The organism is Kitasatospora sp. NPDC059408, from assembly GCF_042751525.1.
GTDB lineage: Bacteria > Actinomycetota > Actinomycetes > Streptomycetales > Streptomycetaceae > Kitasatospora.
This window is the reverse complement of the sequence record NZ_JBHYWI010000115.1, coordinates 1-24,197: the sequence shown is the minus strand read 5'-3', so window position 1 is coordinate 24,197 and position 24,197 is coordinate 1. Positions and strand designations below refer to the sequence as shown.

Here is a 24,197-nt window from a genome sequence, read left to right as displayed (position 1 = left end):
GAGGAGGGCCCCACCCCCGAGCGGTGGGGCCCTCCTCCGTACGCGCGCGCCGGGCCTAGTAGACCGGCTTGTGCGGCTCGATCTGGTTCACCCAGCCGAGCACGCCGCCGCCGAGGTGCACGGCGTTCGAGAAGCCCGCGGCCTTGACCACGGCCAGCACCTCGGCCGAGCGCACGCCCGACTTGCAGTGCAGCACGATCTTCTTGTCCTGCGGCAGCTTCTCCAGGGCGTCGCCCATGAGGAACTCGTTCTTCGGGATCAGCACCGCGCCGGGGATGCTGACGATCTCGTACTCGCCGGGCTCGCGGACGTCGATCAGGAAGATGTCCTCCTTCTCGTCCTGCCACTCCTTCAGCTGCTTCGAGGTGATCGTCGAGCCGGCGGCGGCGGCCTGCGCCTCCTCCGACACGACGCCGCAGAAGGCCTCGTAGTCGATCAGCTCGGTGACCGTCGGGTTGTCGCCGCAGAGCGCGCAGTTCGGGTCCTTGCGGACCTTCACCTGGCGGTAGTTCATCTCCAGGGCGTCGTAGATCATCAGCCGGCCGACCAGCGGGTCGCCCACGCCGGCCAGCAGCTTGATGGCCTCGGTCACCTGGATCGAGCCGATCGACGCGCACAGCACGCCCAGCACGCCGCCCTCGGCGCAGGAGGGGACCATGCCCGGCGGCGGGGCCTCCGGGTACAGGCAGCGGTAGCAGGGGCCGTGCTCGGCCCAGAAGACGCTGGCCTGGCCGTCGAAGCGGTAGATCGAGCCCCACACGTACGGCTTGCCGAGCAGCACCGCGGCGTCGTTCACCAGGTAGCGGGTGGCGAAGTTGTCGGTGCCGTCCACGATCAGGTCGTAGCCGGAGAAGATCTCCATGACGTTGGAGTTGTCGAGGCGCTCCTCGTGGAGGATCACGTCGACGTAGGGGTTGATCTCCTTGACCGAGTCCCGCGCCGACTCCCCCTTGGAGCGGCCGATGTCGGACTGGCCGTGGATGATCTGGCGCTGCAGGTTCGACTCGTCCACCACGTCGAACTCGACGATGCCGAGCGTGCCCACACCGGCCGCGGCGAGGTACATGAGCGCGGGCGAGCCGAGGCCGCCGGCGCCGACGCAGAGCACCCTGGCGTTCTTCAGCCGCTTCTGCCCGGCCATGCCCACGTCGGGGATGATCAGGTGGCGCGAGTACCTGCGGACCTCGTCAACGGTGAGCTCGTCGGCCGGCTCGACCAGGGGTGGCAGCGACACGGAAACTCCGATGGTCGTCGGTTTCAGGTGGCCGGGGCCAGCCTGTCTGTGGGCATGTTGCTCCGCCACTCGGGTGGCTCTGCTACGCCAACAGTGTCACGCCCCTCCGGTATTCCGAGACAGCCCGTCCGATGGGCGAGACGGGCGGCGTCGGATCGTGGACCCGCCGCCCCGGGCCCCCCGGACGGCGCCCCGGCCCCTCCCAACGGGCCGGACGCGCCCGCCGGGCCGCCGCCCGGACCGCTCAGACCCGGCAGGCCGTCTCCAGCCAGACGTCCCCGAGCGACTCCTCCAGCGGCACCTGCGTCCGCCATCCGAGACGGTCCCTGGCGGTGCGCACGTCCGCCTGCCGCCACGGCACCGGTTCCCCCGGGGCCGGCCGGCCCTCGGCCCGCGGCCCCTCCGGGCGATGCCCCGGCAGGTACGGCCCCGGCGCGTGCCCCGGTGGGTGGTCCCCGCCCGCCACGACGGCCTGCGCGGGCAGCAGGACCTGCCGGTTCTCCTCCACGACGGACCCCTCGAAGCCCGCCGCCCGCACCAGCAGCTGCGCCGCGTCCCGGGCCCGGACGGCGTGCCCGCTGCCGATGTTGATCACCCCGGTCGCGGCCGACACCGCCGCCGACTGGATCGCCCGCGCGACGTCCCGCACGTCCACGAAATCCCGGTATCCGGACAGGTCCGGCATCCGCACCTGCGACTCGTCCCGCTCCAGCGCCCGGCGCAGCCCCTCCGCGAGCCGTCCGAACAGCGAGGCGGTCGGCGCCCCCGGGCCCACCACGTCGAACACCCGCAGCACCGTCGCGTCCAGGCCGGAGGCCAGCACCAGCTCCGTCCCGGCCAGCTTGGACACCCCGTACGGGCCGACCGGCCGCGGCTCGGCCTGCTCCGACACCGGCACCCCGCCGGGCACCGGTCCGTACTCGGCCGCCGAGCCGACGTGCACCAGCCGGGCCGGCTCCCGGCTGCGCCGGATCGCCTCGCAGACGGTGGCGACCGCCAGCGTGTTCGCCCGGATCAGGGTGCGCGAGCTGCCGTAGGTGGCGCCCGCGCAGTTGATCACCACCTGGGGGGCGACGGCGTCCAGGAAGCGCGCCAGCGCGCCCGGGCTGCCGGTGGTCAGGTCGAAGCGGATGTCGGCCGAGTCGCGCCGGCCGAGGACCGTCACCTGCAACTCCTGGTCCAGCAGCAGACGGTCGGTGACGCGGCGGCCGATGAAGCCGTCGGCACCCAGCAGCAGCACCCTCATCGGGGGTGTCCTTCCACGAAGCGAGGTCGGGGTCGACCTGGCGGGCTGAAATCGGGCATGTACGGGGGCCGGTTCGACGGCCGGGGTCCAGGGGATCGGGGTGTGCGGGCGGACGGACGAACGGGCGCGGTACGGGTCAGCGGTGCGCCTCGGCGCGGCCGAGCACCGCCCAGGCGTACCCGAGCAGCACCGCCGCGACGACGCCGCCGCCGAGCAGAGCGGCCGACGGGCCGGAGCGGCCGAGCCCGAGCACCGCCAGGGTGGCGGCCGGGCCCGCGAGCGCGCCCAGCGCGGCCGCGGTCCACCGACCGCAGCGCGCCAGCAGCGCGGGCAGCACCAGCAGCAGGCCCAGCACGCCCTGCGCCGCCCACGGGAGGGCGCCGGAGCGCTCGGCGGCCACGTGCAGCAGCCCGCCCCCGTGGGACGGCCCCGGGCGCGGCGCGACGACGGTCAGCACGGCGAGCGCGGCGAAGGTCAGCACCGCGAGGACGGCGAGGTGCAGGGCCACCGCGACCGGCAGCACCGGCCGCATCCGGGCCCGGAACTCGGCCAGCGTGCCCGCCGCGCCCAGGTGGCCCCGGCCGACCTGCCGGTACCACCGGGCCGCCCGCTCGGCCGACCCCGCCGACGCGGCGGCCGCCAGCGCCAGGGCGATGGTCAGCGGGCGGTCCCCGCCGGGCAGCGCGGGCGGGAGCAGCAGGAGGGCGGCCAGGCCGAGGCCGTAGGCGAGGGCGGCGGGGCGCCAGCGGGTGCCGGTGCCGGGCGGGGCGGCCTCGGGGCCGAGGCCGTCGGGGGCGGCGGGGCCGGCGAACGGCGGCCGGGGCGGGCGGGCCGGCCGGTCCGCGGTGAGGGCGGGGACGAGCACGAGCGGGACGGCGGCGGTCAGCAGCACCGGCCAGCGCGCCCCGAACCAGGCCACCGCCGCGCACGGCGGGGCGGCCAGGGCGACGGCGACGAGCGTGGCCCTGGCGGCGGCGCCGCACTCCCGGCCGGGGGGCTGCGGCGGCACGTACGGGCGGCGCGGCACGCGCGCGTACAACTCGTCGGCCAGCGCGAACAGGTCGGCGTGCCGGCAGCGGGCCGCCGCCTCGGCGCCGAGGCCCGCCTCCTCCAGCCCGGCGGCGATCTCCAGCGGGTCGACGGCCCGCTCGCACAGCGCCCGGTGCTCGGCCATCACCTCGCGCACCGGATCGCCCGAGGGGCGGCCGGCACCGCCCCCCGCCCCCGCGCCGCCCGCGGACATCAGACCGCCTCCGCGAGGGCGCCGGGGTCCGTCTCCAGGCTCCCGCCGTCCGCCCGGAGTGCCGCCGGACGGGCGGGGGTCCGCAGCCGGCCCCCGCGCTCCCGCGCTCCGTCGCCGCCGTCCTCGGCCGCGTCGTCGGGGGCGCTGCGGCCGACCCCGTCGGCGCCGCCGCGCAGCCAGAACTCGGCGGGGCGGGCGAACGGGCGGGGCCGCTCGCCGGGCGTGCCGCCGCCCCCGCCGTCCGGGAAGGCCGGGAACTGCGAGACGAGCTCCAGGTAGATCTCCCGGAAGGCGCCGATCACCGGTTCGACGGCGAAGCGTTCCTGCGCCCTGAGCCGTCCGGCGAGCCCGAGCCGCGAGCGCCGCTCCTCGTCGCGCAGCAGCGCCAGGCAGGCGCCGGCCAGGGCGCTCGGGTCGCGCGGGGGCACCAGGAGCCCGGTCGGTCCGACCACCTCACGGGCCACCCCGACGTCGGTCGACACGACCGCCCGGCCGCTCAGCATCGCGTCCGCGAGCAGCCGCGGCCGGCGCTGGGCCAGCGCGGAGAACACCGCCACCGTGCCGCTCTCCCAGGCCGCGGCGAGCGAGTCGGGCCGCCCGGCGAAGTCCACCGCCGCCGCGATCCCGAGCCGGCCGGCCAGCGCCGCGCAGTGCGCGAGGTAGCCGGGCCGCGCCTCCTCGCCGTGGACGACGAGCCGGGCGTCGGGGAGTTCGGCCCGCACCCGGGCGAAGGCGTGCAGCATCAGCTCGGTGTCGCGGCCGGGTTCCAGGGCGCCCGCCCAGGTCAGGGTCGGCGCGGCCGGTTCCGGTCCGGCGGCGGGCCGGGACACCGCGGGCGTGCCCTCGTACACCACCCGGGTGCGCGCCGGGTCCGCCCCGCAGCGGCGCTGCCACTGCTGGTCGTGCGCGCTGCCCGGGGTCAGTATCGCGGCCTGCCGGTACGTCTCCTCGGTGAGCGCCCGGAAGAACGCCAGCAGCAGGGCCCGGACGGGCCACCGGTAGGGCGCCTCGCGGTAGCCGAGGTACTGCTCGCGCAGGTGCAGCCCGTGCTCGGTGACGACGAACGGGACGCCGTGCAGGTGCCGGGCCACCAGGGCGGGCAGCGCGGCCGGGCCGCCGCCCACGACGTGGCACAGGTCGGCGCCGCCGAGGCCGCCGGGCCCGGTGCCGTACCAGGGCGCGGACAGCGGGCGCAGGCACTGCTCCAGGAGGTCGGCGGCGACCAGGACGTCGCACACCAGCGGCTGCCCGGCCGAGGTGTCCGCGCCGGGCAGCCGCCAGACCCGCTCCAGGGCGCGGCGGGCGTGCGCGGAGGCCAGGAAGGCGGACAGGCCGGCGTCCTCCCGGGCGAGCGCGGCCAGCCGGTACAGCCCGGCCCCGAACCCGTGGCGCTCGCCCGGCAGGACCAGGGCGCGCACCAGTTCCTCGTACGCCCGCGCGTACTGGCGTCTGCGGAGTGCGCCGGGGGCCCGCCCGGCCGGCCTGCGCCCCCACAGCGCCAGTTCGTGGACCCCGCGCCAGGCGGGCGAGATCCGGTCCCCGACGCCGAGGGCGTCCGGGCCGGTGAGCAGGTAGAGCTCGAACCCGTGCTCCGGCAGGCCCTCGGCCAGCCGGTCGCACCAGGGTCCGGTGCCACGGCCCGGGTACGGACGGGCACCCTCGGTGAGCAGCGCGACGCGCACGGAAGACCTCCTCTTGCTGCCCCTCCCGGGGGCTGCGGAAGCTGGTGGCCGACCGCCTGCTGCCCGCCGTGTGGCGCGGCGTGTGTGGCTCTCCCCCCACACCTGTTCGGTCCGGCAGCAGAAAGGTAGGACCGGCCCGCGGCCATCCATCGGTCACATGCCTGGTTGCCACCTGAACGAGTGAACCGGCGTGACCTCGCCGCGAACGGGGCCGTTAGCGCCGCCGCTACCGGGCGCGGGCGGCCAGCAGCTCCCGCACCTCGCGCGCCACCTGCCCGGGGTGCTCCATCATCGCCACGTGCCCGGACTCCGGGAGCACCAGCAGCCGGGCGTCCGCGAAGGCCGCGCAGGCCCGCCGGGCCGAGCGGTAGGAGACGAGCTTGTCGCGCAGCCCGTACACGAGCAGCACCGGCACGCGCACCTGCCCGGCCTGCCGCCACAGCGCCTGGTCGCCGCGCTCGGTGTAGGCGGAGACGATCCCGCGCACCGAGCCGACCAGGGCCCGCGCCGCGTGCGGCACCGCGAGCCGGCGCCGGTACTCGGCCACCACCTCGGCCCGGGTGGCCGCGGGCAGCCCGTCCGGGTCGCCGTAGACCAGCCGCAGGATGCCGTCGGCGGCCTCCTCGGGGCCGCGCGCGCCCGCCGGGAGCCGGCCCAGCAGACCGGGCAGACCGGGCACCGCGAGCAGGCCGGTCGGCCAGGCGGTGCGCTGCGGCGGCAGCTCGGGCAGCGCGGGCGAGACCAGGGTGAGGGTGCGGACGAGGTCGGGACGCAGGGCCGCGAGCCGGACGGCGACGGCGCCGCCCAGCGAGTTGCCGAAGAGGTGAACGGGGCCGCGGCCGGCGGCCTCCAGGTAGCCGATGACGGCCCGGACGTGGCCGTTGACGCTCAGGTTGCCGTCCGCGGGCGGCGCGGAGGCGCCGAAGCCGGGCAGGTCCACGGCCTCGCCGTCGATCCGGTCGGCGAGCAGGCCCATGAGGGCCGTCCAGTTGCCGGCCGAGCCGCCGAGCCCGTGCACGAACAGCCCCGGCTCCCGCCCGTCCGCCCCTTGCGCGCCGGGCTCGCCCGCACCGGCCGGCCGGTGCACCGCGAGCACCGCACCGGGGACCTCGACCGACCGCATCTGCTGCTCAGCGCCGCTCATGGGGGACGATGGTAGTGAGCGCCGGCCGGGCGGCCGCCGCCGGGCGGGCACCCTGCGTGGCCGGGCCGTTCCGCCCCCGTCACACCACTGCCGATGCCGAGGTCAGCGCCGTATTGTGGGCTCCTGACAAGGAGGCCGGGGGCTTTTCTCACGTCCGCCGAACGCGGACGCGGTTACCGAAAAGTAGAATCGGTCACCTCGCAGCCCCGTACGAACCCCGAAGTGAGGAGCGCCGTGACGGCCATCCAGGAGGCGCAGGAGCGCCCGCGCGGTGCCCGCCTGCCGCGAAGCGCCCGCCGTGAACAACTGCTCGGTGCCGCCCAGGAGGTGTTCGTCGCGCAGGGCTACCACGCGGCCGCCATGGACGACATCGCCGACCGCGCCGGGGTCAGCAAGCCGGTGCTCTACCAGCACTTCCCCGGAAAGCTGGAGCTCTACCTGGCGCTGCTGGACAAGCACTGCGACGCCCTCGTGGAGTCGACCCGCGAGGCGCTGTCCACCACAATCGACAACAAGCTGCGGGTGGCCGCGACGATGGAGGCGTACTTCAACTACGTCTCCAGCGAGTCGGGCGCCTTCCGGCTGGTCTTCGAGTCGGACCTGACCAACGAGCCGGCCGTGCGCGAGCGGGTCGAGCGGGCCTCGGAGGCCAGCGCGACGCTGGTCAGCCAGGTGATCCAGGAGGACACGGACCTGCCCGAGGCGGAGTCCAAGCTGCTCGCGGCCGGGGTCTGCGGCCTCGCCCAGATCACTGCCCGCTACTGGCTGTCGCAGGGCCTGGAGATCCCGCGCGACGAGGCGGTCCGGCTGGTCGCCAGCCTCGCCTGGCGCGGTCTGAAGGGCTTCCCGATGCACCCGACGGGCGAGTCCGCCTAGGGGCGGCCCGCGACCGCGGTGGGCTCCGGTGATCCGCTGACCTTCGCCTCCGCGGTGATCGCGTGCTCTATGGTGAAGCCGTACGGCGCGGTCGTCGCGAACGCTTGTCCCAGGCGCTCCGGTGCCCGCGCGTGGATGGCTGCAACCCCGGAGGGACGGAAGCCGTGGAGGTCAAGATCGGCGTGCAGAACGCGCCGCGCGAGATCGTGATCGAGAGCACGCAGACTGCCGATGAGGTCGAGAGCGCGGTCGCCAAGGCGCTGGAGGGCAGCTCGAAGCTCTTCTCGCTGACCGACGAGCACGGCCGCCGCGTCATCGTCCCGGCCGAGCGCCTGGCGTACGTGGAGATCGGCGAGCAGGCCGTCCGCAAGGTCGGTTTCGGCACTCTCTGAGTCGCCCGCCCGGTGCCCCGTTCCCCCCGAGGGAGCGGGGCACCGTTGCGTGTACGGCCGGTCGGACCGGGGTAGGGCGCAGGTGCGGCCGTTCGAGTGCCGCGCGCCCGTCCCCCGGGGAGGCAGCCTTGCTGGTCGAGTCGATCGTCTTCGCCCTCGTCGGCCTGGTCGTGGGCCTGGCCGCGCTCCTGGCGCTGCCGGCGTACTTCCCGGCGGCCCGCGCCCTGGTGCTCGGCACCGCGGTGGCGGCGGCGCTGGTCGGCGGGGCGGTCGCGGCCTTCGGCCTGGCCGGGCGCTACCCGGCCGGAGCGGCCTTCGCGGCGGCGGTCGCCTCGGTGGTGCTCACCTCGATGCTGGCCCGGCCCGACGTGGCCGCCGGCCGGGCCCCGGCGCACCGGCACCACCCGCACCGCGGGGGCGCCCACCGCGCGCCGCGGCGGCACCGGCCGGCGTAGGGCGCGTCGGCGGGAGGCCCTAGGAGGCCAGGCCGAGGGCGGCCATCCGCCTGGTGTGCGCCTCGGTGATCCGGTTGAACATCTTGCCGACCTCGACCAGGTCGAAGCCCTGCACCTGCACGCCGCCGACCAGCAGGTTGGACAGCGCGTCACGCTCGGCGACCACCCGCTGGGCCTGGCTGAGCGCCTCGCCCATCAGCCGCCGGCCCCACAGGGCGAGCCGGCCGCCGGCCCGCGGGTCGGCCTCGATCGCCTGGCGCACCTTGTCGACGGCGAACTGGGCGTGGCCGGTGTCGGACATGACGCCGAGGACGAGGTCCCGGGTGTCGTCGTCGAGGCGGACGGCCACCTCGCGGTAGAAGTCCGTCGCGATGGCGTCGCCGACGTAGGCCTTGACCAGGCCCTCCAGCCAGTCCGAGGGCGCCGTCATGCGGTGGAACAGCTCCAGCGGCTCGACGAAGGGGCGCATGGCCTCCTGCGGGTCCGCGCCGATCTCGGCGAGCCGGTCGTGCAGGCGCTGGTAGTGCTGGAACTCGGAGGAGGCCATCCGGGCCAGGGCCGCCTTGTCGGCGAGGTCGGGCGCCAGCTTGGCGTCCTCGGCGAGCCGCTCGAAGGCGCTCAGCTCGCCGTACGCGAGGGCGCCGAGCAGGTCCAGCACCGCCGCGCGGTAGCCCGGGTCGGCCGAGCAGCTCGCCCAGTCGCCGATCGAGCCGGCCTCGTCCTGCGTCTCACCATGGGTCTCCATGACCCGCCACCTTAGTCCCGCCCGCCCGGCTCCCCCACACGCACCGGCCGCCCCCGGGCGTGCCGGGTGACCACCCGGAACGCCCGGTCACGCGCCGGTCGCCGGGGGCAATGTCAGACGCGTCACGTGTTCGAGTCGTCGCCTGACTGTATGGTGGTACGGAGCCCCGTCGTGCTCGCACGGTGTCACCGCCGTCTCGGTGTCCCGCGCAAGCCCGCTCCCCAGCGGCACCGTCCCCTCGGACGTGTCCGCATCGGAGGCACGGGTACTCACGTACGCGGATGCCCGGTCGGAGAGCCGATCGGCTCCGACCATGGCTTGGACTTCAAGCCTTGGCACCGCATCAGTGGCCGAGCGAGGGCCGCCGAGACCGCGCCCACCCGGCGGAGGTCCCGCGCAGGTCCCTCACGGGAATCCTCCCCGACGCCGCCGGCGACGCGCCCCGCCATCGGGCCGCGCGCACCGGCCGGCCGCAGGGACCGGCGCGGTTGTGCGTCCGCGCAGCTGTTTCAGGACCGTCCAGGTCCGTACGCAGCCGCGCGCCCGCCCGCCCGCCGCTCGCTCTCGGCCCCTCCCACACGGAAGAGGCAGCACCCTGTCCACCACCGCTGAACCCATCAAGACGACGTTCCGAGAGCTGGGAATCCTCCCGGAGACCGCCGAGGCCCTGGAGGCCGTCGGCATCGTCCACCCGTTCCCCATCCAGGAGATGACCCTGCCGGTCGCGCTGACCGGCCACGACGTCATCGGCCAGGCCAAGACCGGCACCGGCAAGACCCTCGGCTTCGGCCTCCCGCTGATCGAGCGGGTCGTCGTGCGCGCCGACGTGGACGCCGGCCGCGCCACCGAGGAACAGCTCACCGACTTCCCGCAGGCGCTGATCGTCGTCCCGACCCGCGAGCTGTGCACCCAGGTCACCAACGACCTGCAGACCGCCGGCAAGGTCCGCAACGTGCGCGTCCTCGCCGTGTACGGCGGCCGGGCGTACGAGCCGCAGGTGGAGGCGCTCACCAAGGGCGTCGACATCGTCGTCGGCACCCCGGGGCGCCTGCTCGACCTGGCCGGCCAGAAGAAGCTCAACCTGTCCCGGGTCCGCGCGCTGGTCCTGGACGAGGCCGACGAGATGCTCGACCTGGGCTTCCTGCCCGACGTCGAGAAGATCATCACCATGCTGCCGGCCAAGCGGCAGACCCTGCTGTTCTCGGCCACCATGCCGGGCCAGGTCATCAACCTCGCCCGCCGGTACATGAGCCAGCCCACGCACATCCGGGCCGCCGCGCCGGACGACACCGGCGCGACCGTCGCCAACATCGAGCAGCACATCTTCCGTGCGCACTCGCTGGACAAGGTCGAGATGGTCTCGCGCATCCTGCAGGCCGACGGCCGCGGGCTCGCGATGATCTTCTGCCGCACCAAGCGCACCGCCGCCGACGTGTCCGACCAGCTGACCCAGCGCGGCTTCGCGGCCGGCGCGGTCCACGGCGACCTCGGCCAGGGCGCCCGCGAGCAGGCCCTGCGGGCCTTCCGCAACGGCAAGGTCGACGTGCTGGTGTGCACCGACGTCGCCGCCCGCGGCATCGACGTCGAGGGCGTCACGCACGTCATCAACTACCAGTGCCCCGAGGACGAGAAGACCTACCTGCACCGGATCGGCCGCACCGGCCGGGCCGGCGCCTCCGGCACCGCCGTCACCCTGGTCGACTGGGACGACATCCCGCGCTGGCAGCTGATCAACAAGGCGCTGGACCTGCCGTTCAACGAGCCGGAGGAGACCTACTCCACCTCGCCGCACCTCTACGAGCTGCTGAAGATCGCGCCGGGCACCAAGGGCATCCTGCCCCGCTCGGAGCGCACCCGCGCCGGCCTGGGCGCGGAGGAGGTCGAGGACCTCGGCGAGACCGGCGGGCGCGGGGCGCGCTCCGGCCGGGGTGGCCGCGGCGGGTCCGCCGGCTCGAACGGCTCCGGCGGCTCGGGCGGCTCCGGTCGCTCCGGCCGTCCGGGCGGCCCGGCCGTCGAGGCGGCCGAGGAGAAGCCGAAGCGGACCCGCGAGCGCCGGCGCACCCGCCGGGGCTCCGAGGTCGGCGCCGAGGGCGAGGCCGCTGCCGCGGTGACCGCGTCCGCCGCGACGGCCCCGGCCGTCGAGGGCGCCGAGGGCGAGGCCGCGCCGCGCCGTCGTCGCCGCCGCTCGCGCGGTGGCGCGTCGGGCGCCGAGGCTGCCGTGGCCGAGGCCGCGGTGGTCGAGGCCGCCGAGGCCGTCGTCGCCGAGGCCGTGGCGGCCACCGAGGCTCCGGCCGAGGAGAAGCCGGCCGCGCGCACCCGGACCCGGACGCGGAAGCCCAAGGCGGAGGTCGTGGTCGAGGCCGCCGAGGCCGTCGTGGCCGAGGTCGTGGCGGAGGCCGTCGTCACCGAGGCTCCGGCCGAGGAGAAGAAGCCCGCCCCCCGGACGCGCACCCGCAAGCCGAAGGCCGAGACCGTGGCCGACGCCGCCGTCACCGAGGCCCCGGCCGAGGAGAAGCCCGCCGCGCGCACCCGGACCCGCAAGCCCAAGGCCGAGACCGAGGCTGCGGCCGCCGAGACCGCCGAGGTCCCGGCCCCGCGCCGCCGGACGCGCGCCCGCAAGGCCGCCGAGGCGACCCCGGAGAGCTGACGCACCCACCCCGGAGGGGGTGGGCGGGCCGACAACGGGCCTGCCCACCCCCTCCGGCGTTCCCGGGGGCGTGGAGACACGCCCTAGGCTCGGGCTTCGCCCGGGTAGTCGTACGACGCACGCAGGAGAGCAGGCCCATGAGCACGCCGCCGTTCCTCACCCTTCCCCGTTGTGCCCGCGCCGTGCGGGTCGCGACCGAGCGGGGCGGATTCGCGGCGCTGCGGGCCGAGCCGGCCGGCGAGGTGCGCGGGTCGGCGCTCCTGGTGCCCGGGTTCACCGGCAGCAAGGAGGACTTCATCGCGCTGCTGGAGCCGCTCGCGGCGGCCGGGTACCGGGTGACGGCCGTCGACCAGCGCGGGCAGCACGAGACCGGCGGGCCCGACGATCCGGCCGCGTACGCCGTCGGGGCCCTCGGGGAGGACGTCCGGGCGCTCACCCGGGCCCTCGCCGGGGAGGCCGGCGACGGCCGGCCGCTGCACGTCGTGGGGCACTCCTTCGGCGGGCAGGTGGTGCGGGAGGCGGTGCTCGCGGCGGCGGCCGAGGGGGCCCTGCCGTGGGCCTCGCTGACGCTGATGTCCACCGGCGCGGGCGCCATCGACCCGGCCGAGGCGGCCCGCACCAAGCTGCTGCTGGACGCGCTGCCGGTGCTGAGCCTGGAGGAGATCTGGCAGGTCATGCAGCAGATGGAGGAGGGCGGCGGCGATCGGAAGGAGCGCCCGGCCGCCGACGTCGCCGCGTTCCTGCACCGCCGCTGGCTGGCCAACGTGCCGCGCGCGCTGGCCGTCACCGGCGGCCACCTGGTCGCCGGGCCCGACCGGGTCGACGAGCTGGCCGCCGCCACCGCCGGGCTGCCCGTGCTGGTGCTCTCCGGCGTGCGGGACCACGCCTGGCCGGTGCCGGCACAGACGCGCATGGCGGAGCGGCTCGGCGCCCGCCGCGTGGTCGTCGAGGACGCCGGCCACTCCCCCAACGCCGAGCGCCCGGCCGCGACGGCGCAGGCGCTGGCCGCATTCTGGGCCGGTGGCGGGGTCTCGCCCGACGTGGTCTGAACCACTTCTCGAAGTTCGACCGCGTTCAACAGAGGACAAAAGTCGTTAGTTACGGTAATCTTTGATTCTGTCCGGGAATCATCGCCGGCCCTCCGCGGGTTTCAATCCACTGAAACCAGTACTTAACGGACGGGCAACGGCCCGGAAGCACCGCCACGACACCGTGGTCCACGAGGCACCAGCAGCACCGGGCAAGCAGGGGGAGCCCTTGCCGCAGCAGACCGCCACACGTACGAGCCGCGCGATCCGGCCCCATCGCCGGACCGCCCGCAAGACCCTGGAAGGGCTGATACCGACTCAGCCGCAACCGCCCCGCGACGCGGGGCGAGGAAAGGAGACGCCCATGACGAAGCCCATGCGTTTCGAGATCGTCCGGCTGGACGACGCCAACGGCTCCGCGACCGACCGCCTGATCGCCGACGCCGAGACCGTCCGCGAGGTCGTGCAGGCCGCCGCCCGCACCGGCGAGCGCCTGCTCATCCGTCCGTGCCCGACCGTCTGACCCCGCGCGGCGCCTCCGACCGGGAGACCCCGCCCGCCGCCGACGAGCCCGGAGCGTCCGATCCGGACGTGCCGAAACCCGACTGACGCCCCGTCACCGCTATCGCCGATGACGGGGCGTCAGTGCGTCCGGGCCCCGCCCGGCCCCACCGGCCCGACGTTTGCCGCCCCCCGCCGCTGGACATCCCCCAACCTGAGCCGCCCGCACCCGCGCCCACCCGCGCCGGGCCGGGCGTCCCGCCACCGACAGGTGCCGCCGAACCCTCCGTACGGGTGATCGTCCTTGACGCGGCGGTCCGGAGGGAGGAGCGTTGTCGGCTATGAGGGGCGAGCCCAGCTGCCCGAGGTGCGCCGGTCGGGTCCGCGCCCCCGGCCTGTTTTCGGACACCTGGCAGTGCGACCAGCACGGAGCCGTGCACCCGATGCAGCCGGTGCTGCCCCCGAGCGTGGAGGCGCTCGGCGTGGCCGTCGCCCGTTCCCAGGTCCCGGTGTGGCTGCCCTGGCCGCTGCCGGTCGGCTGGCTCTACACCGGCATCGCGCACGTCGGCGACGACGTCTCCGGCGCCCGCGCCACCGCCGTCGCCTGTTCCGGGCCGGCCCCGCTCGGCGGTTTCGGCGAGCTGGTGCTGGTGGCGGAGGAGCTGGGCGTCGGCCTCGGCGCCCGCTACGCCGGGATGCCCGGTCCCGACCCGGGCGAGTCCGTCGCCCTCTACAAGCCCGCCGACGCCAAGCTGATGGCCGCCGGGCGGCCCACCCCGATGTTCCACGTCCCGGACGCCCCGGCCGACCGCGCCGTGTTCGTCGGCGAGGCCCGCGGGCTCTGGCTGTGGGCCGTCGCGTGGCCCGAGCAGTCCGCGCTGGTGATGTACGACGAGCTCGTCCTCACCGACCTGCGCGAGGCGGGCGCCGAACTGGACCTCCTGCCCTGCGGGGCCCTCTCCCCCCGGCTCCTGGGCTGAGCGCCCTATCCTGGGCCGCATCCGCGAGCTCCAGGAGGTCCGACCCGTGCGCATCGACCTGCACGCCCACAGCACCGCGTCCGACGGCACCGACAGCCCGGCCGAGCTGGTCGCGGCGGCGGTGGCCGCGGGCCTCGACGTCGTCGCGCTCACCGACCACGACACCGTCGCGGGGCACGCCGAGGCCGCCGCGGCCGTGCACGCGCTGCCGGCCGGCACCGCGCTGACCCTCGTGCCGGGGGCCGAGCTGTCCTGCGTCGTGGACGGCATCAGCATGCACCTGCTGGCGTACCTGTTCGACCCGGCCGAGCCGGCCTTCGCGGCCGAGCGGGAGCTGGTGCGCACCGACCGGTTCCGGCGCGGGCAGGCGATCGTCGAGCGCTGCCGGGAGCTGGGGGCGGACATCGGCTGGGAGCAGGTGAAGCGGATCGCGGGCGAGGGCTCGGTGGGCCGGCCGCACATCGCGAGCGCGCTGGTCGAGGCCGGCGTGGTGGCGACCGTCTCGGACGCCTTCACCGCCGAGTGGCTCGCCAACGGCGGCCGGGCGGACGTCCGCAAGCACGAGACCGACCCGGCCGAGGCGGTCCGGCTGGTCCGGGCGGCCGGCGGCGTGCCGGTGTTCGCCCACCCCGGCGCGGTCAAGCGCGGGCGGACCGTCTCCGACGAGGTGATCGCCGGGCTCGCGGCGGCCGGGCTGGCCGGGCTGGAGGTCGACCACACCGACCACGACGAGGAGACCAGGGCCCGGCTGCGCGGCCTCGCCGGCGAGCTCGGGCTGCTGGTCACCGGGTCCAGCGACTACCACGGCGAGCGCAAGACCGTCCGGCTCGGCGAGCACACCACCGACCCCGGGGTGTACGAGGCGCTGCTGGCCCAGGCCACCGGCGCGAAGCCGATCGGGGGCTGAGCCCGCGCGCGCGGAGCCGCGCGGGCGTGCGGGAGCGCCGGGGCGGGGTGCGCCCGGAGCGCGCGCCCGGGCGTGCCTTCCGGTCCGGATCGCAGGGCCCCGGCCTGAGCCGAGAGCCGCACCCCGGGTGGCGCCCCGTCAGTCCAGGCGGACGCCGCGGCGTTCCGGGTCGCGCAGGTCCGTACCGTGCTCCAGCCAGCGCTCCTGGAGGGCGGCGGCGCCGTGGACGCGCTTCCAGCCGGCCTCGTTGGGGGTCATCGGCAGCAGCGGGAGGAAGCGCACCGGGTCGGCCGGCTCGTCCAGGTCGAGGTCCGGCACCAGGCCGCCCGGCTCGGCGACCAGGACCGAGGTGAACGGCGCGCCCGCCCACAGCGGGGAGCCCAGGTCCAGCGAGCCGCCGGGGGCCACCACCAGGCCCTCCACCTGCGGCGTGGCGGCGAAGGTGGCGAGGCTGCGCAGCACGTCGTCGCGTCCGCCGCGGACGGTCAGGACGAGTTCGGCGCGCGGGCCGCGCACCTGGTCGGCGACCATCGCGGTCGGGTCGGCCATCGGGGCGGCGGCCATGCCGAGGGTCGTGTAGCGGACGAGGCCGGCGGCGTCCGGGCCGAAGCGCAGCAGCTCGATCCGGTCGGTGCCGAGGAAGGTGACCGCGGCGCGGCCGCTCGGCTCGCCGAAGGTGGCGATCAGCCGGGCCTCGACGGCCGCCAGCACCGCCTCCCGGGAGAGTTCCGGGGAGGAGCCGTGGGGGTCGCCGAAGATCGGGAAGTCGTGCGCCATGCCCGTGAGCGTATCCCGCGCACCGGGCCCGGCGCCGGTCGCCGGCCGGATGTTAGGGTGAGCGACTGGCCACCGGGAACCATGAGTTCGGGCCTTCCGGGGCCGCGGCGCGAAGGAGGTGGTTGCGGTGGATACCGGCCGAGATCGGAGTACCGGCAGCTCTCCCCAGCGCCCTTCCCGCACGTCCCGCCCCGCCCGCTGATCCCGTAGCGGCGACCGGGGGCGGCCCGCGGAGAAACCGGCCGGGAGAGCTCCCCGCCCTTCACCGGTGTTCCTCGCCGTCGCACCCGCGGCCCTCCGCCCGCTCGCGCCGCACGTGCGGCGGCTCCTGTTCCAGGGAGCCTGCCATGTCGATGATCAACAGCCTGCGTGCCGCCGTCCGCCCGGGCCGCCGGCGTCCGGCCACCGGCCGCTACGACACCGTGCCGCCGGGTGATGCCGGCTCGGCCGTGGTGGACTGCGCGGTCTACCAGGACGGCCGTCGGCACGGGCAGCGCTGCAGCCCGCGCGAGGCCGCCCGGCGGGTCCGGGCCGCGCGTCAACTGCCGGGCGGAGCGGGCTCGTTCAGCTGGATCGGACTGCACGAGCCGACCGAGGAGGAGTTCGAGGGCATCGCCCAGCGCTTCGGGCTGCACCCGCTCGCGGTCGAGGACGCGGTGCACGCGCACCAGCGGCCCAAGGTCGAGCGCTACGACGACGTGCTGTTCGCGGTGTTCAAGACGATCCGCTACGTCGAGCACGACCAGCTGACGCCGACCAGCGAGGTCGTGGAGACCGGCGAGCTGATGGTCTTCGCCGGGCGGGACTTCGTGATCACCGTCCGGCACGGCGGCCACGGCTCGCTCCAGGACCTGCGCCACCGGCTGGAGGCGGACGCGGACGAGGCCGGGCTGCTCGCCAAGGGCCCGGCCGCGGTGCTGCACGCGATCGCCGACCACGTCGTGGACAACTACCTGCTGGTCGCCGAGCGGCTGCAGAACGACGTGGACGAGATCGAGTTCGACGTCTTCTGCAACCGCGGCGGGCGCGGCACCGACGTCGGCCGGGTCTACCAGCTCAAGCGCGAGGTGCTGGAGTTCAAGCGGGCGGTGGTCCCGCTGCTGCGCCCGATGCAGCAGCTCTCGGAGCCGCAGCAGGGGCTCGTCGACCCGGACGTCCAGAAGTACTTCCGGGACGTCGCCGACCACCTGGCGCGGGTGACCGAGCAGGTGCACGGCTTCGACGAACTGCTCAACTCACTGCTCCAGGCGAACCTCGCGCAGGTGTCCGTCGCGCAGAACGAGGACATGCGCAAGATCACCGCCTGGGCCGCGATCTTCGCCGTGCCCACCATGATCACCGGCGTGTACGGCATGAACTTCGACTACATGCCCGAGCTGCACCACCGGTTCGGCTACCCGCTGGTGCTCGGCACGGTGGCCGTGATCTGCGTGGCGATGTACCGCGGCTTCCGCCGCAACGGCTGGCTGTAGCGCACGCCCCGGCCGGCGGGACGCCGTCAGCGCCGCCCGGCGCGGGCCACCAGCACCAGGCCGAGCAGGATCAGCACCACCGCCGGGTAGGCGGCCGCCGGGGGCCACTGGCCGAGCCAGAGCGCCGCGATCAGCGCCGCGCCCGGGGCCTCCAGCAGGATGGCGGTGGAGGTGACGGACGGGCCGAGCGTGCGCACCACGCGGTTGCTCAGCGAGTGGCCGAGGAACTGCGCGGCGACCATCAGCAGCACGATCTGCCACCACACCCCGGCCGGCCAGCCGGACATCCGCGTCCCGGCGGCCAAGCAGATCCCCAGCAGCACGACCGCCGTGGTGGCGTAGCAGACCAGCGTGTACGCGGTGGTGCTGACGGTCTTGCGGACCTCCGCGCCCAGCAGCATGTACCCGGCCGCGGCCAGGCCCGCGCCGAGCGCGAGGGCGTCGCCGAGCAGCGCGCGCGGGGAGAGCGAGAGGTCGACGCCGGTGAGCACCAGCACGCCGGCGAAGGCGGCGCCCATGCCGAGCCAGACCATCCGGGGCGCCCGGGTCCCGAACAGCCGCATCAGCAGGATCGTCCACAGCGGGGACGTGGTGACCAGGGCGGTCGCCGAGGCCACCGAGGTCATCCGCAGGCTCGGCATCCAGAGTGCGAAGTGCAGCGCGAGCAGGGCGCCGGCCGCGGCCGCGAGCAGCAGCGCCCGCCGGCCGATCCCGCGCAGCTCGGCGCGGTGGCGCAGCAGCGCGTACGGGCCGATCACGCCGACCGACATGACGTTGCGCCAGAACGCGATCGCGAGCGCGGGCGCGGCGGTGGCGCTGATCAGCGGGCCGGAGAGCGAGATGCCGCTGATGGAGACGGCGAGCAGCAGGAGGTCGAGGGTGGGCAGCGGGTGCGAGGGGGACGCACCGGCGGTGGGCGCGGGGGCGGTGGCGGGCCGGGCGGCGGGCACGGCGCTCCTTCGCGGGCGAGGGTGGCTGGCGGGGTGGCTGAGCGGGTCTCACCGTAAGGCCCGTGCCAGAGCGATGGAACTGTCGCCCGACGGGTGAGACGGCCCGTACGAGGCGGAGGCCGTACGCTGTGCGCCATGGACCGTACGCCCGCCACCGCCGACGACTTCCTCGACCAGGCCCTCCTGGAGGAGGCCGCGAAGAAGTCCGGACTGCTCTGGGTCCGCGCCGACGGCCAGGAGCAGTCCCGCCCGGTCTGGCACGCGTGGCACGACGGCGCCGTGGTCGTCGTCGGCGACGGCGGCGAGCAGCCGCTGCACGGCCTGGCCGCCGGCTCCGGCGCCGTGGTCACCGTCCGCAGCAAGGACAAGGGCGGGCGGCTCACCGGCTGGCCGGCCCGGGTCACCGAACTGGCCCCGCACAGCGAGGCCTGGCTGGGCGCGGTCGAGGAGCTCAAGGGCAAGCGGCTGAACGCGCCCGACACCGACACCATCGCCGACCGCTGGGCCCGCGAGTGCCGGGTGCTGCGGCTGGAGCCGGCCGGCGCCCTGGCCGAGCGCCCGGGCGCGATGCCGGACGGCTCGCACGCCGCCGTGCCGCCGGCGACCCCGGCGACCACCCGCCGGCCGATCCCGGCCGGCCTGCCCAAACTGCTGTTCAAGCGCCGCTGAAGGTTCGCCTCCGGTACTCCGTCGCGACGGTGCCTCGTCGGGCCGCTCCCGCACGCCGCGGGTAGCCTTGGCCAACGGGTGCGCCGCGGCGCGCGCCCAGCACGGTTTCGGACCGGTCGAGCGAGTCGAGGGAGTTCATGGCAGGGCCAGGCACCCGGGTCTTCATCTCCCATCTCTCCGCGATCGCGGTCTTCGACCCGAACGGGGACCAGGTCGGCCGGGTCCGCGACGTGGTCGTCACGCTGCGCCTGGGCGGGCGCCCGCCGCGGGTGCTCGGACTCGTGGTCGAGGTGGTCGGACGGCGCCGGATCTTCCTCCCGATGACCAGGATCACCAGCCTGGAGTCCGGCCAGGTGCTCACCACCGGCGTGATCAACCTGCGCCGCTTCGAGCAGCGCCCCGCCGAGACCCTCGTCCTCGCCGAGCTGCTGGACCGCACCGTCACGTGGTCGAAGACCGACGAGCCGGTCACCGTGCTGGACGTCGGCATGGTCCAGAGCCGGCTGCGCGAGTGGGAGATCAGCAAGGTCTTCGTCCAGGTCGGCCGGGCCGGACGGCTGCGCAAGGGCAAGGGCGAGCGGCTCACCCTGGACTGGCAGGACGTCACCGGCTTCGCCCTGCTCGAACAGGACCAGGGCGCGGCCAACCTGCTCGCCACCTTCGAGCAGCTGCGCCCCGCCGACCTCGCCGGCGTGATGCACCACCTGTCCGCCAAGCGCCGCGCCGAGGTGGCCGCCGCGCTCGACGACGAGCGGCTCGCCGACGTCCTGGAGGAGCTCCCCGAGGACGACCAGGTCGAGATCATCGGCAAGCTCCAGGAGGAGCGCGCCGCCGACGTCCTGGAGGCGATGGACCCGGACGACGCCGCCGACCTGCTCTCCGAGCTGCCGAACGACGAGGCCGAGCGCCTGCTCCAGCTGATGGAGCCGGACGAGGCCGAGCCGGTGCGCCGCCTGCTGTCCTACGAGGAGGACACCGCGGGCGGTCTGATGACCACCGAGCCGGTCGTGCTGGAGCCGGACGCGACGGTCGCCGAGGCCCTCGCCCGGATCCGGGTGCGCGACCACAAGCCCGCGCTCGCCGCCCAGGTCTTCGTCTGCCGCCCGCCCAACGAGACCCCGACCGGCCGCTACCTCGGCACCGTGCACTTCCAGCGGCTGCTGCGCGAGCCCCCGTACGTCCTGGTCGGCTCGCTGGTCGACGACGACCTCGATCCGCTGCCGCCGGACACCCCGCTGCCGCTGATCACCAGCTACCTGGCGACCTACAACCTGGTCGCGGCCCCGGTCGTCGACGACGCGGACCACCTGCTCGGCGCCGTCACCGTCGACGACGTGCTCGACCACCTGCTGCCGGAGGACTGGCGCGACGCCGCGCTGCACGCCCGGGACCACGACCAGCACGAGACGGAAGGGGCGATCGGTGGACGCTGACCGCAAGGGACGGGCGGACGACGACCCCGCACGCCGGCGACTGCGCGGCGAGCTGCGGGAACTGCGCCAGCTGCGCGAACTGCGCACCCGCGAGGGCAGCAGCCGCGAGCGCCTGGAGACCTCCCCGATCAGCGGCTCCAACCGCGCCCGGTTCGACCAGCCGCGCACCGCCCGGCCCGGCCTGCTCTCCCTGCCCTCGTACGACCCGGAGGCCTTCGGCAAGCTCTCCGAGCGCATCGCCCGCTTCCTCGGCACCGGACGGTTCATCGTCTGGATGACCGTGGTGATCATCATCTGGGTGGCCTGGAACACCCTCCTCCCGGACGACGTGCGCTTCGACTCCTACCCGTTCATCTTCCTGACCCTGGTCCTGTCGCTGCAGGCCTCCTACGCGGCGCCGCTGATCCTGCTCGCGCAGAACCGCCAGGACAACCGGGACCGCGTCAACATGGAGCAGGACCGGGCCCGCAGCGACCGCAACATCGCCGACACCGAGTACCTGACCCGCGAGGTGGCGGCGCTGCGCCAGGGCCTCGGCGAGGTCGCGACCCGGGACTTCATCCGTTCCGAACTCCAGTCCCTGCTGAAGGAGATCGAGGAGCGCCGGGAGACCAGCGAGGCGCTGTGACCGGCGGCACGCTACCGACGGGTTAAGGGGATCGGCGGGCGCCGTACCATCAAGGCATGGCCAACGAGACAGAGGTCGCGGCCGGCGTCACGGAGGACTCCGTGCGCCAGGCGCTGTCGACCGTCAACGACCCGGAGATCAACCGCCCGATCACCGAGATCGGCATGGTGAAATCGGTCGAGATCGCCGAGGGCGGCGCGGTGCGGGTCGCGGTCTACCTGACCGTCTCCGGCTGTCCGATGCGCGAGACCATCGTCACCCGGGTCCGCGAGGCGGTCGGACGGGTCCCCGGCGTGAGCGGCGTCGAGGTCGAGCTCGACGTGATGAGCGACGAGCAGCGCAAGGAGCTCTCCCAGCTGCTGCGCGGCGGCGCCCCCGAGCGGGAGATCCCGTTCGCCAAGCCCGGCACCCTCACCCGCGTCTACGCCGTCGCCTCCGGCAAGGGCGGCGTCGGCAAGTCCTCGGTGACCGTCAACCTGGCCGCCGCGATGGCCGCGGACGGCCTGAAGGTCGCCGTGGTGGACGCCGACATCTACGGCCACAGCGTGCCGCGCATGCTGGGCGTCGAGGGCCGGCCCACCCAGGTCCAGGACATGATCATGCCGCCGCAGGCGAACGGCGTGAAGGTCATCTCGATCGGCATGTTCACCCCGGGCAACGCCCCGGTCGTGTGGCGCGGCCCGATGCTGCACCGCGCCCTCCAGCAGTTCCTCGCCGACGTGTACTGGGGCGACCTGGACGTGCTGCTGCTGGACCTGCCGCCCGGCACCGGCGACATCGCGATCTCGGTGGCGCAGCTGGTCCCGAACGCCGAGATCCTGATCGTCACCACCCCGCAGATGGCCGCCGCCGAGGTGGCCGAGCGGGCCGGCACGATCGCGGTGCAGACGCACCAGAAGATCGTCGGCGTGATCGAGAACATGTCCGGCATGCCGTGCCCGCACTGCGACGAGATGATCGACGTCTTCGGCACCGGCGGCGGCCAGACCGTCGCGGAGGCGCTCACCCGCACCGTCGGCGCGACCGTGCCGGTGCTCGGCTCGATCCCGATCGACGTCCGCCTGCGCGAGGGCGGCGACGACGGCCGCCCGGTCGTGCTCGCCGCGCCCGACTCCCCGGCCGGCGCCGCCCTGCGCGCCGTCGCCGGCAAGCTCGGCGGGCGCCAGCGCGGCCTGTCCGGCATGTCGCTCGGCCTGACGCCCAGGAACAAGTTCTAGCCGTACGTCACGAGGGGCCGGGTGGTGCGCCACCCGGCCCCTCGGCGCGTTCGCGGACGGCGCCGGTACCGGTGCCGGTGCCTTGGCGCTAGGGGCGGGTGTAGGCGGTCAGGTCCGGGACGGTCGAGAAGCCGGCGCCGTAGGCGCTGACGCCGCGGCCGTACGCGCCCAGCAGGACGCCGGGGGCCTCGCCGGCCAGCACCCAGCCGTACTCGGACTCGCGGTAGCGGAACGGCTGCGGCAGCCCGTTCACCGGCAGGCTCAGGGTGGACCAGCCGGGGCCGGCCAGGTCGTCGGCGAGGTCCCACGCGAGGGAGCTCTGCTGTTCCAGCCAGTCCTGGCGCAGCGCCCGGTCCAGCTGGCCGGGCCAGGTGGCGGCGAGCAGGCCGGAGCCGGCCAGCCAGGCGGCGGAGGAGGCGGAGGTCGCCTCCAGGGTGCCGGTGTTGTCGGCGCTGCGGCGGCTGTCGCGGCGGGCGACGGTGACGACGACGGCGAACTTGCGCACGTCGCGCGGCTCGAACTGGCGGGCCGGCTCCTCGCCGTGGCCGAGGGTGCCGTAGTCGACCCCGGCGGACGCCCCGCCGCGGGGGCCGCCGGCGCCGGCCTGCATCAGGTAGCGGCGGCCGGTCCAGCCGTCGTCCAGGCCGTACCACGGGAAGTCGGCGGACAGGTAGGGCACCAGCGGGTCCGCCGGGCCGGCCTGCCCGCCGACCACCGGGCCGCCGGCCGTGGCCGTCGCCCCTCCCGCCTGACTCGTCGCGTCCATCCCCGGGCCTCCTCTAAAGCACGTGTGCCTGCCGGGACCCCGCTCCCTTGGTGGCGGGCCCCGGCGCCCCCGCCGCGCGTCCTGCGGCCCGCGCGGGCGCGGGAACTGACGGACAGCTCGACGGGAACAATCAGCACAATAGCGGCGCGCACGCCGCCGCCCCGCTCAACCGTGCGGGCGAGCGGGGCGGCGGCGTGGCCGAAGAGCGACGGCGCGGGGGCGCGGTCAGGTCGCGTCGGGGTCGAACGGGGGGCGCTCGCCGGGCTGGAGCGGCGGGCCGGCGGAGGCGGCGGCCGGGGCGGCGGCCTTGTCGAAGCTGACGCTGCCGGCGCGGCCGTTCACCGGGCCCGTGGGCTTGTCGTCCAGGACCGACCGGATGTCCAGCGAGTCCTTCATGTCCTTGAGGCCCAGCGGGTCCTCGTTGCCGCCCATGAGCTGCTTGCGGACGAAGGTCTTGGGGTGCAGGTCCTCGAACTCGAAGTCCTTGAACTCCGGGCCGAGCTCGCTGCGGATGTCCTCCTTCGCGCTGTCGGCGAAGGAGCGGACCTTGCGGATGAAGCCCATCGTGTCCTGGATCAGCTTCGGAAGCTTGTCGGGGCCGAAGATGATGATCGCCATGACGATCAGGGTCAGGATCTCCAGCCCGCCTACGTCGCTGAACACCTATGCTCCCTAGCTCGCCGGACGACGGTTCCTACAGGGTAATGGCCATCGGCGGGTCTCCGGTCCACGGTGTGATGAACCCGTGGTAAAGACCGGCCGATGGCCGGAAGCCGTCCGCGAGCGGCGCTGTGGCGCGGGTCTTGAGGACCGGGCCTAGCGGAGTTCCCGGTGCAGGGCGGTCAGCCCGCCCGCCGGGCGGTCCGGCAAGGGGGTCGCCTCACGCGTCGCGGCGACCGGGAAGCCCGGGAAGTCCACCGGGACCTGCGCGTTCATCGGGACCAGCCCACCGCCGCGGCCGGGGGTGCCGGCCGAGCCGACCGGGCTCACCGACGTACCGTGCTGGTCCTCGCTCTGCGCGCTCAGGCCGCCGACGCCGCCCAGCGTCACCGCGGCCACCGAGAAGGCGCCGGCGGCGGCGAAGACGAAGCGGCGCCCGCGCGGCGCGGACGGCCGGACCACGGCCACCGCGGCGGCGGGCTGCGGCCGGGCCGGGGCCTCGGGGCGCGCGGCGCGGCGGCCCATCAGCGGGCGCAGGACGGCCC

23 protein-coding genes and 1 pseudogene are annotated in these 24,197 nt (G+C 75.3%); 13 read left to right on the top strand and 11 right to left on the bottom strand.

Features of this window, described 5'->3' with window-relative positions:
• Positions 1-55: 55 nt before the first annotated feature.
• The 5 genes from moeZ to ACFXDE_RS40415 all read right to left on the bottom strand — a co-directional run bounded on the left by moeZ (position 56) and on the right by ACFXDE_RS40415 (position 6,549).
• Entirely contained in the window at positions 56-1,234 is a 1,179-nt protein-coding gene (moeZ, locus tag ACFXDE_RS40435; protein WP_380438241.1) for an adenylyltransferase/sulfurtransferase MoeZ, read from the bottom strand.
• Between the two features lie 244 nt (positions 1,235-1,478).
• Entirely contained in the window at positions 1,479-2,480 is a 1,002-nt protein-coding gene (locus ACFXDE_RS40430) for an NAD-dependent epimerase/dehydratase family protein (protein ID WP_380499251.1), read from the bottom strand.
• 136 nt (positions 2,481-2,616) lie between these two features.
• Positions 2,617-3,723 (bottom strand): hypothetical protein, encoded by a 1,107-nt coding sequence (locus ACFXDE_RS40425; protein ID WP_380499249.1) that lies wholly within the window; start codon positions 3,721-3,723, stop codon positions 2,617-2,619.
• Complete coding sequence (locus ACFXDE_RS40420; protein ID WP_380499248.1) at positions 3,723-5,405, bottom strand: DUF3492 domain-containing protein; 1,683 nt, start codon at positions 5,403-5,405, stop codon at positions 3,723-3,725. Before ACFXDE_RS40420 ends, ACFXDE_RS40425 begins: the two co-directional genes overlap by 1 nt.
• A gap of 226 nt (positions 5,406-5,631) precedes the next feature.
• Positions 5,632-6,549 carry an alpha/beta fold hydrolase gene (locus ACFXDE_RS40415; RefSeq protein WP_380499247.1) on the bottom strand — a complete coding sequence of 306 codons (918 nt, stop codon included), beginning with the start codon at positions 6,547-6,549 and terminating at the stop codon, positions 5,632-5,634.
• A 234-nt stretch (positions 6,550-6,783) separates the two neighbouring features.
• Here ACFXDE_RS40415 and ACFXDE_RS40410 point away from each other — a divergent pair, with 234 nt between their 5' ends.
• The 3 genes from ACFXDE_RS40410 (at position 6,784) to ACFXDE_RS40400 (ending at position 8,272) form a co-directional block, all read left to right on the top strand.
• The gene (locus ACFXDE_RS40410) at positions 6,784-7,425 is read left to right on the top strand and encodes a TetR/AcrR family transcriptional regulator (RefSeq protein WP_380499245.1); all 642 of its coding nucleotides are present in this window, start codon (positions 6,784-6,786) and stop codon (positions 7,423-7,425) included.
• 164 nt (positions 7,426-7,589) lie between these two features.
• Positions 7,590-7,817: a DUF3107 domain-containing protein gene (locus ACFXDE_RS40405; protein WP_359963217.1), complete on the top strand. Its 228-nt coding sequence runs from the start codon at positions 7,590-7,592 to the stop codon at positions 7,815-7,817.
• A 128-nt stretch (positions 7,818-7,945) separates the two neighbouring features.
• Positions 7,946-8,272 carry a hypothetical protein gene (locus ACFXDE_RS40400; RefSeq protein WP_380438229.1) on the top strand — a complete coding sequence of 109 codons (327 nt, stop codon included), beginning with the start codon at positions 7,946-7,948 and terminating at the stop codon, positions 8,270-8,272.
• Positions 8,273-8,291: 19 nt separating this feature from the next.
• Here ACFXDE_RS40400 and ACFXDE_RS40395 read toward each other — a convergent pair whose 3' ends face one another.
• On the bottom strand, positions 8,292-9,017 hold the full coding sequence (locus ACFXDE_RS40395; protein ID WP_380438227.1) for a ferritin-like fold-containing protein: 726 nt from the start codon (positions 9,015-9,017) through the stop codon (positions 8,292-8,294).
• A 709-nt stretch (positions 9,018-9,726) separates the two neighbouring features.
• Between ACFXDE_RS40395 and ACFXDE_RS40390 the strand changes: the two genes are divergently transcribed.
• The 5 genes from ACFXDE_RS40390 to ACFXDE_RS40370 all read left to right on the top strand — a co-directional run bounded on the left by ACFXDE_RS40390 (position 9,727) and on the right by ACFXDE_RS40370 (position 15,080).
• On the top strand, positions 9,727-11,664 hold the full coding sequence (locus ACFXDE_RS40390; protein ID WP_380499244.1) for a DEAD/DEAH box helicase: 1,938 nt from the start codon (positions 9,727-9,729) through the stop codon (positions 11,662-11,664).
• A 137-nt stretch (positions 11,665-11,801) separates the two neighbouring features.
• On the top strand, positions 11,802-12,713 hold the full coding sequence (locus ACFXDE_RS40385; RefSeq protein WP_380499243.1) for an alpha/beta fold hydrolase: 912 nt from the start codon (positions 11,802-11,804) through the stop codon (positions 12,711-12,713).
• 343 nt (positions 12,714-13,056) lie between these two features.
• Positions 13,057-13,215, top strand: a complete 159-nt coding sequence (locus ACFXDE_RS40380) for a hypothetical protein (protein ID WP_359963543.1) — start codon at positions 13,057-13,059, stop codon at positions 13,213-13,215.
• Positions 13,216-13,534: 319 nt separating this feature from the next.
• On the top strand, positions 13,535-14,173 hold the full coding sequence (locus tag ACFXDE_RS40375; protein ID WP_380438221.1) for a DUF6758 family protein: 639 nt from the start codon (positions 13,535-13,537) through the stop codon (positions 14,171-14,173).
• A gap of 46 nt (positions 14,174-14,219) precedes the next feature.
• Positions 14,220-15,080: a PHP domain-containing protein gene (locus tag ACFXDE_RS40370; protein WP_380499242.1), complete on the top strand. Its 861-nt coding sequence runs from the start codon at positions 14,220-14,222 to the stop codon at positions 15,078-15,080.
• A gap of 138 nt (positions 15,081-15,218) precedes the next feature.
• Here ACFXDE_RS40370 and ACFXDE_RS40365 read toward each other — a convergent pair whose 3' ends face one another.
• Complete coding sequence (locus tag ACFXDE_RS40365; RefSeq protein WP_380499240.1) at positions 15,219-15,857, bottom strand: suppressor of fused domain protein; 639 nt, start codon at positions 15,855-15,857, stop codon at positions 15,219-15,221.
• A gap of 347 nt (positions 15,858-16,204) precedes the next feature.
• Between ACFXDE_RS40365 and corA the strand changes: the two genes are divergently transcribed.
• Complete coding sequence (corA, locus tag ACFXDE_RS40360; protein WP_380499239.1) at positions 16,205-17,329, top strand: magnesium/cobalt transporter CorA; 1,125 nt, start codon at positions 16,205-16,207, stop codon at positions 17,327-17,329.
• A 26-nt stretch (positions 17,330-17,355) separates the two neighbouring features.
• On the opposite strand, the gene ACFXDE_RS40355 is transcribed toward corA, so the two are convergent.
• Positions 17,356-18,279 (bottom strand): DMT family transporter, encoded by a 924-nt coding sequence (locus ACFXDE_RS40355; RefSeq protein ID WP_380499238.1) that lies wholly within the window; start codon positions 18,277-18,279, stop codon positions 17,356-17,358.
• 135 nt (positions 18,280-18,414) lie between these two features.
• Here ACFXDE_RS40355 and ACFXDE_RS40350 point away from each other — a divergent pair, with 135 nt between their 5' ends.
• The 4 genes from ACFXDE_RS40350 (at position 18,415) to ACFXDE_RS40335 (ending at position 22,226) form a co-directional block, all read left to right on the top strand.
• Positions 18,415-18,948, top strand: a complete 534-nt coding sequence (locus tag ACFXDE_RS40350; RefSeq protein WP_380499237.1) for a hypothetical protein — start codon at positions 18,415-18,417, stop codon at positions 18,946-18,948.
• Between the two features lie 137 nt (positions 18,949-19,085).
• Complete coding sequence (locus tag ACFXDE_RS40345) at positions 19,086-20,381, top strand: magnesium transporter MgtE N-terminal domain-containing protein (RefSeq protein WP_380438208.1); 1,296 nt, start codon at positions 19,086-19,088, stop codon at positions 20,379-20,381.
• Between the two features lie 40 nt (positions 20,382-20,421).
• Complete coding sequence (locus tag ACFXDE_RS40340; RefSeq protein ID WP_380438280.1) at positions 20,422-21,009, top strand: DUF1003 domain-containing protein; 588 nt, start codon at positions 20,422-20,424, stop codon at positions 21,007-21,009.
• A gap of 56 nt (positions 21,010-21,065) precedes the next feature.
• Positions 21,066-22,226: an Mrp/NBP35 family ATP-binding protein gene (locus ACFXDE_RS40335; protein ID WP_380438206.1), complete on the top strand. Its 1,161-nt coding sequence runs from the start codon at positions 21,066-21,068 to the stop codon at positions 22,224-22,226.
• Positions 22,227-22,314: 88 nt separating this feature from the next.
• On the opposite strand, the gene ACFXDE_RS40330 is transcribed toward ACFXDE_RS40335, so the two are convergent.
• From ACFXDE_RS40330 to ACFXDE_RS40320, 3 genes and pseudogenes are all read right to left on the bottom strand, one after another.
• Positions 22,315-22,992 (bottom strand): hypothetical protein, encoded by a 678-nt coding sequence (locus ACFXDE_RS40330; RefSeq protein WP_380438204.1) that lies wholly within the window; start codon positions 22,990-22,992, stop codon positions 22,315-22,317.
• Positions 22,993-23,217: 225 nt separating this feature from the next.
• The gene (locus ACFXDE_RS40325) at positions 23,218-23,655 is read right to left on the bottom strand and encodes a sec-independent translocase (protein ID WP_380438202.1); all 438 of its coding nucleotides are present in this window, start codon (positions 23,653-23,655) and stop codon (positions 23,218-23,220) included.
• 153 nt (positions 23,656-23,808) lie between these two features.
• Positions 23,809-24,197 (bottom strand): annotated as a pseudogene (locus ACFXDE_RS40320) (hypothetical protein); the annotation flags it as partial.

Bases quoted from the DNA above. Each gene is read 5' to 3' on its own strand.
- ACFXDE_RS40430 (WP_380499251.1), bottom strand. From the start codon at position 2,480: ATGAGGGTGCTGCTGCTGGGTGCCGACGGCTTCATCGGCCGCCGCGTC.
- ACFXDE_RS40425 (WP_380499249.1), bottom strand. From the start codon at position 3,723: ATGTCCGCGGGCGGCGCGGGGGCGGGGGGCGGTGCCGGCCGCCCCTCG.
- ACFXDE_RS40415 (WP_380499247.1), bottom strand. From the start codon at position 6,549: ATGAGCGGCGCTGAGCAGCAGATGCGGTCGGTCGAGGTCCCCGGTGCG.
- ACFXDE_RS40395 (WP_380438227.1), bottom strand. From the start codon at position 9,017: ATGGAGACCCATGGTGAGACGCAGGACGAGGCCGGCTCGATCGGCGAC.
- ACFXDE_RS40390 (WP_380499244.1), top strand. From the start codon at position 9,727: ATGACCCTGCCGGTCGCGCTGACCGGCCACGACGTCATCGGCCAGGCC.
- ACFXDE_RS40385 (WP_380499243.1), top strand. From the start codon at position 11,802: ATGAGCACGCCGCCGTTCCTCACCCTTCCCCGTTGTGCCCGCGCCGTG.
- ACFXDE_RS40380 (WP_359963543.1), top strand. From the start codon at position 13,057: ATGACGAAGCCCATGCGTTTCGAGATCGTCCGGCTGGACGACGCCAAC.
- ACFXDE_RS40375 (WP_380438221.1), top strand. From the start codon at position 13,535: ATGAGGGGCGAGCCCAGCTGCCCGAGGTGCGCCGGTCGGGTCCGCGCC.
- ACFXDE_RS40365 (WP_380499240.1), bottom strand. From the start codon at position 15,857: ATGGCGCACGACTTCCCGATCTTCGGCGACCCCCACGGCTCCTCCCCG.
- corA (WP_380499239.1), top strand. From the start codon at position 16,205: ATGTCGATGATCAACAGCCTGCGTGCCGCCGTCCGCCCGGGCCGCCGG.
- ACFXDE_RS40350 (WP_380499237.1), top strand. From the start codon at position 18,415: ATGGACCGTACGCCCGCCACCGCCGACGACTTCCTCGACCAGGCCCTC.
- ACFXDE_RS40345 (WP_380438208.1), top strand. From the start codon at position 19,086: ATGGCAGGGCCAGGCACCCGGGTCTTCATCTCCCATCTCTCCGCGATC.
- ACFXDE_RS40335 (WP_380438206.1), top strand. From the start codon at position 21,066: ATGGCCAACGAGACAGAGGTCGCGGCCGGCGTCACGGAGGACTCCGTG.
- ACFXDE_RS40330 (WP_380438204.1), bottom strand. From the start codon at position 22,992: ATGGACGCGACGAGTCAGGCGGGAGGGGCGACGGCCACGGCCGGCGGC.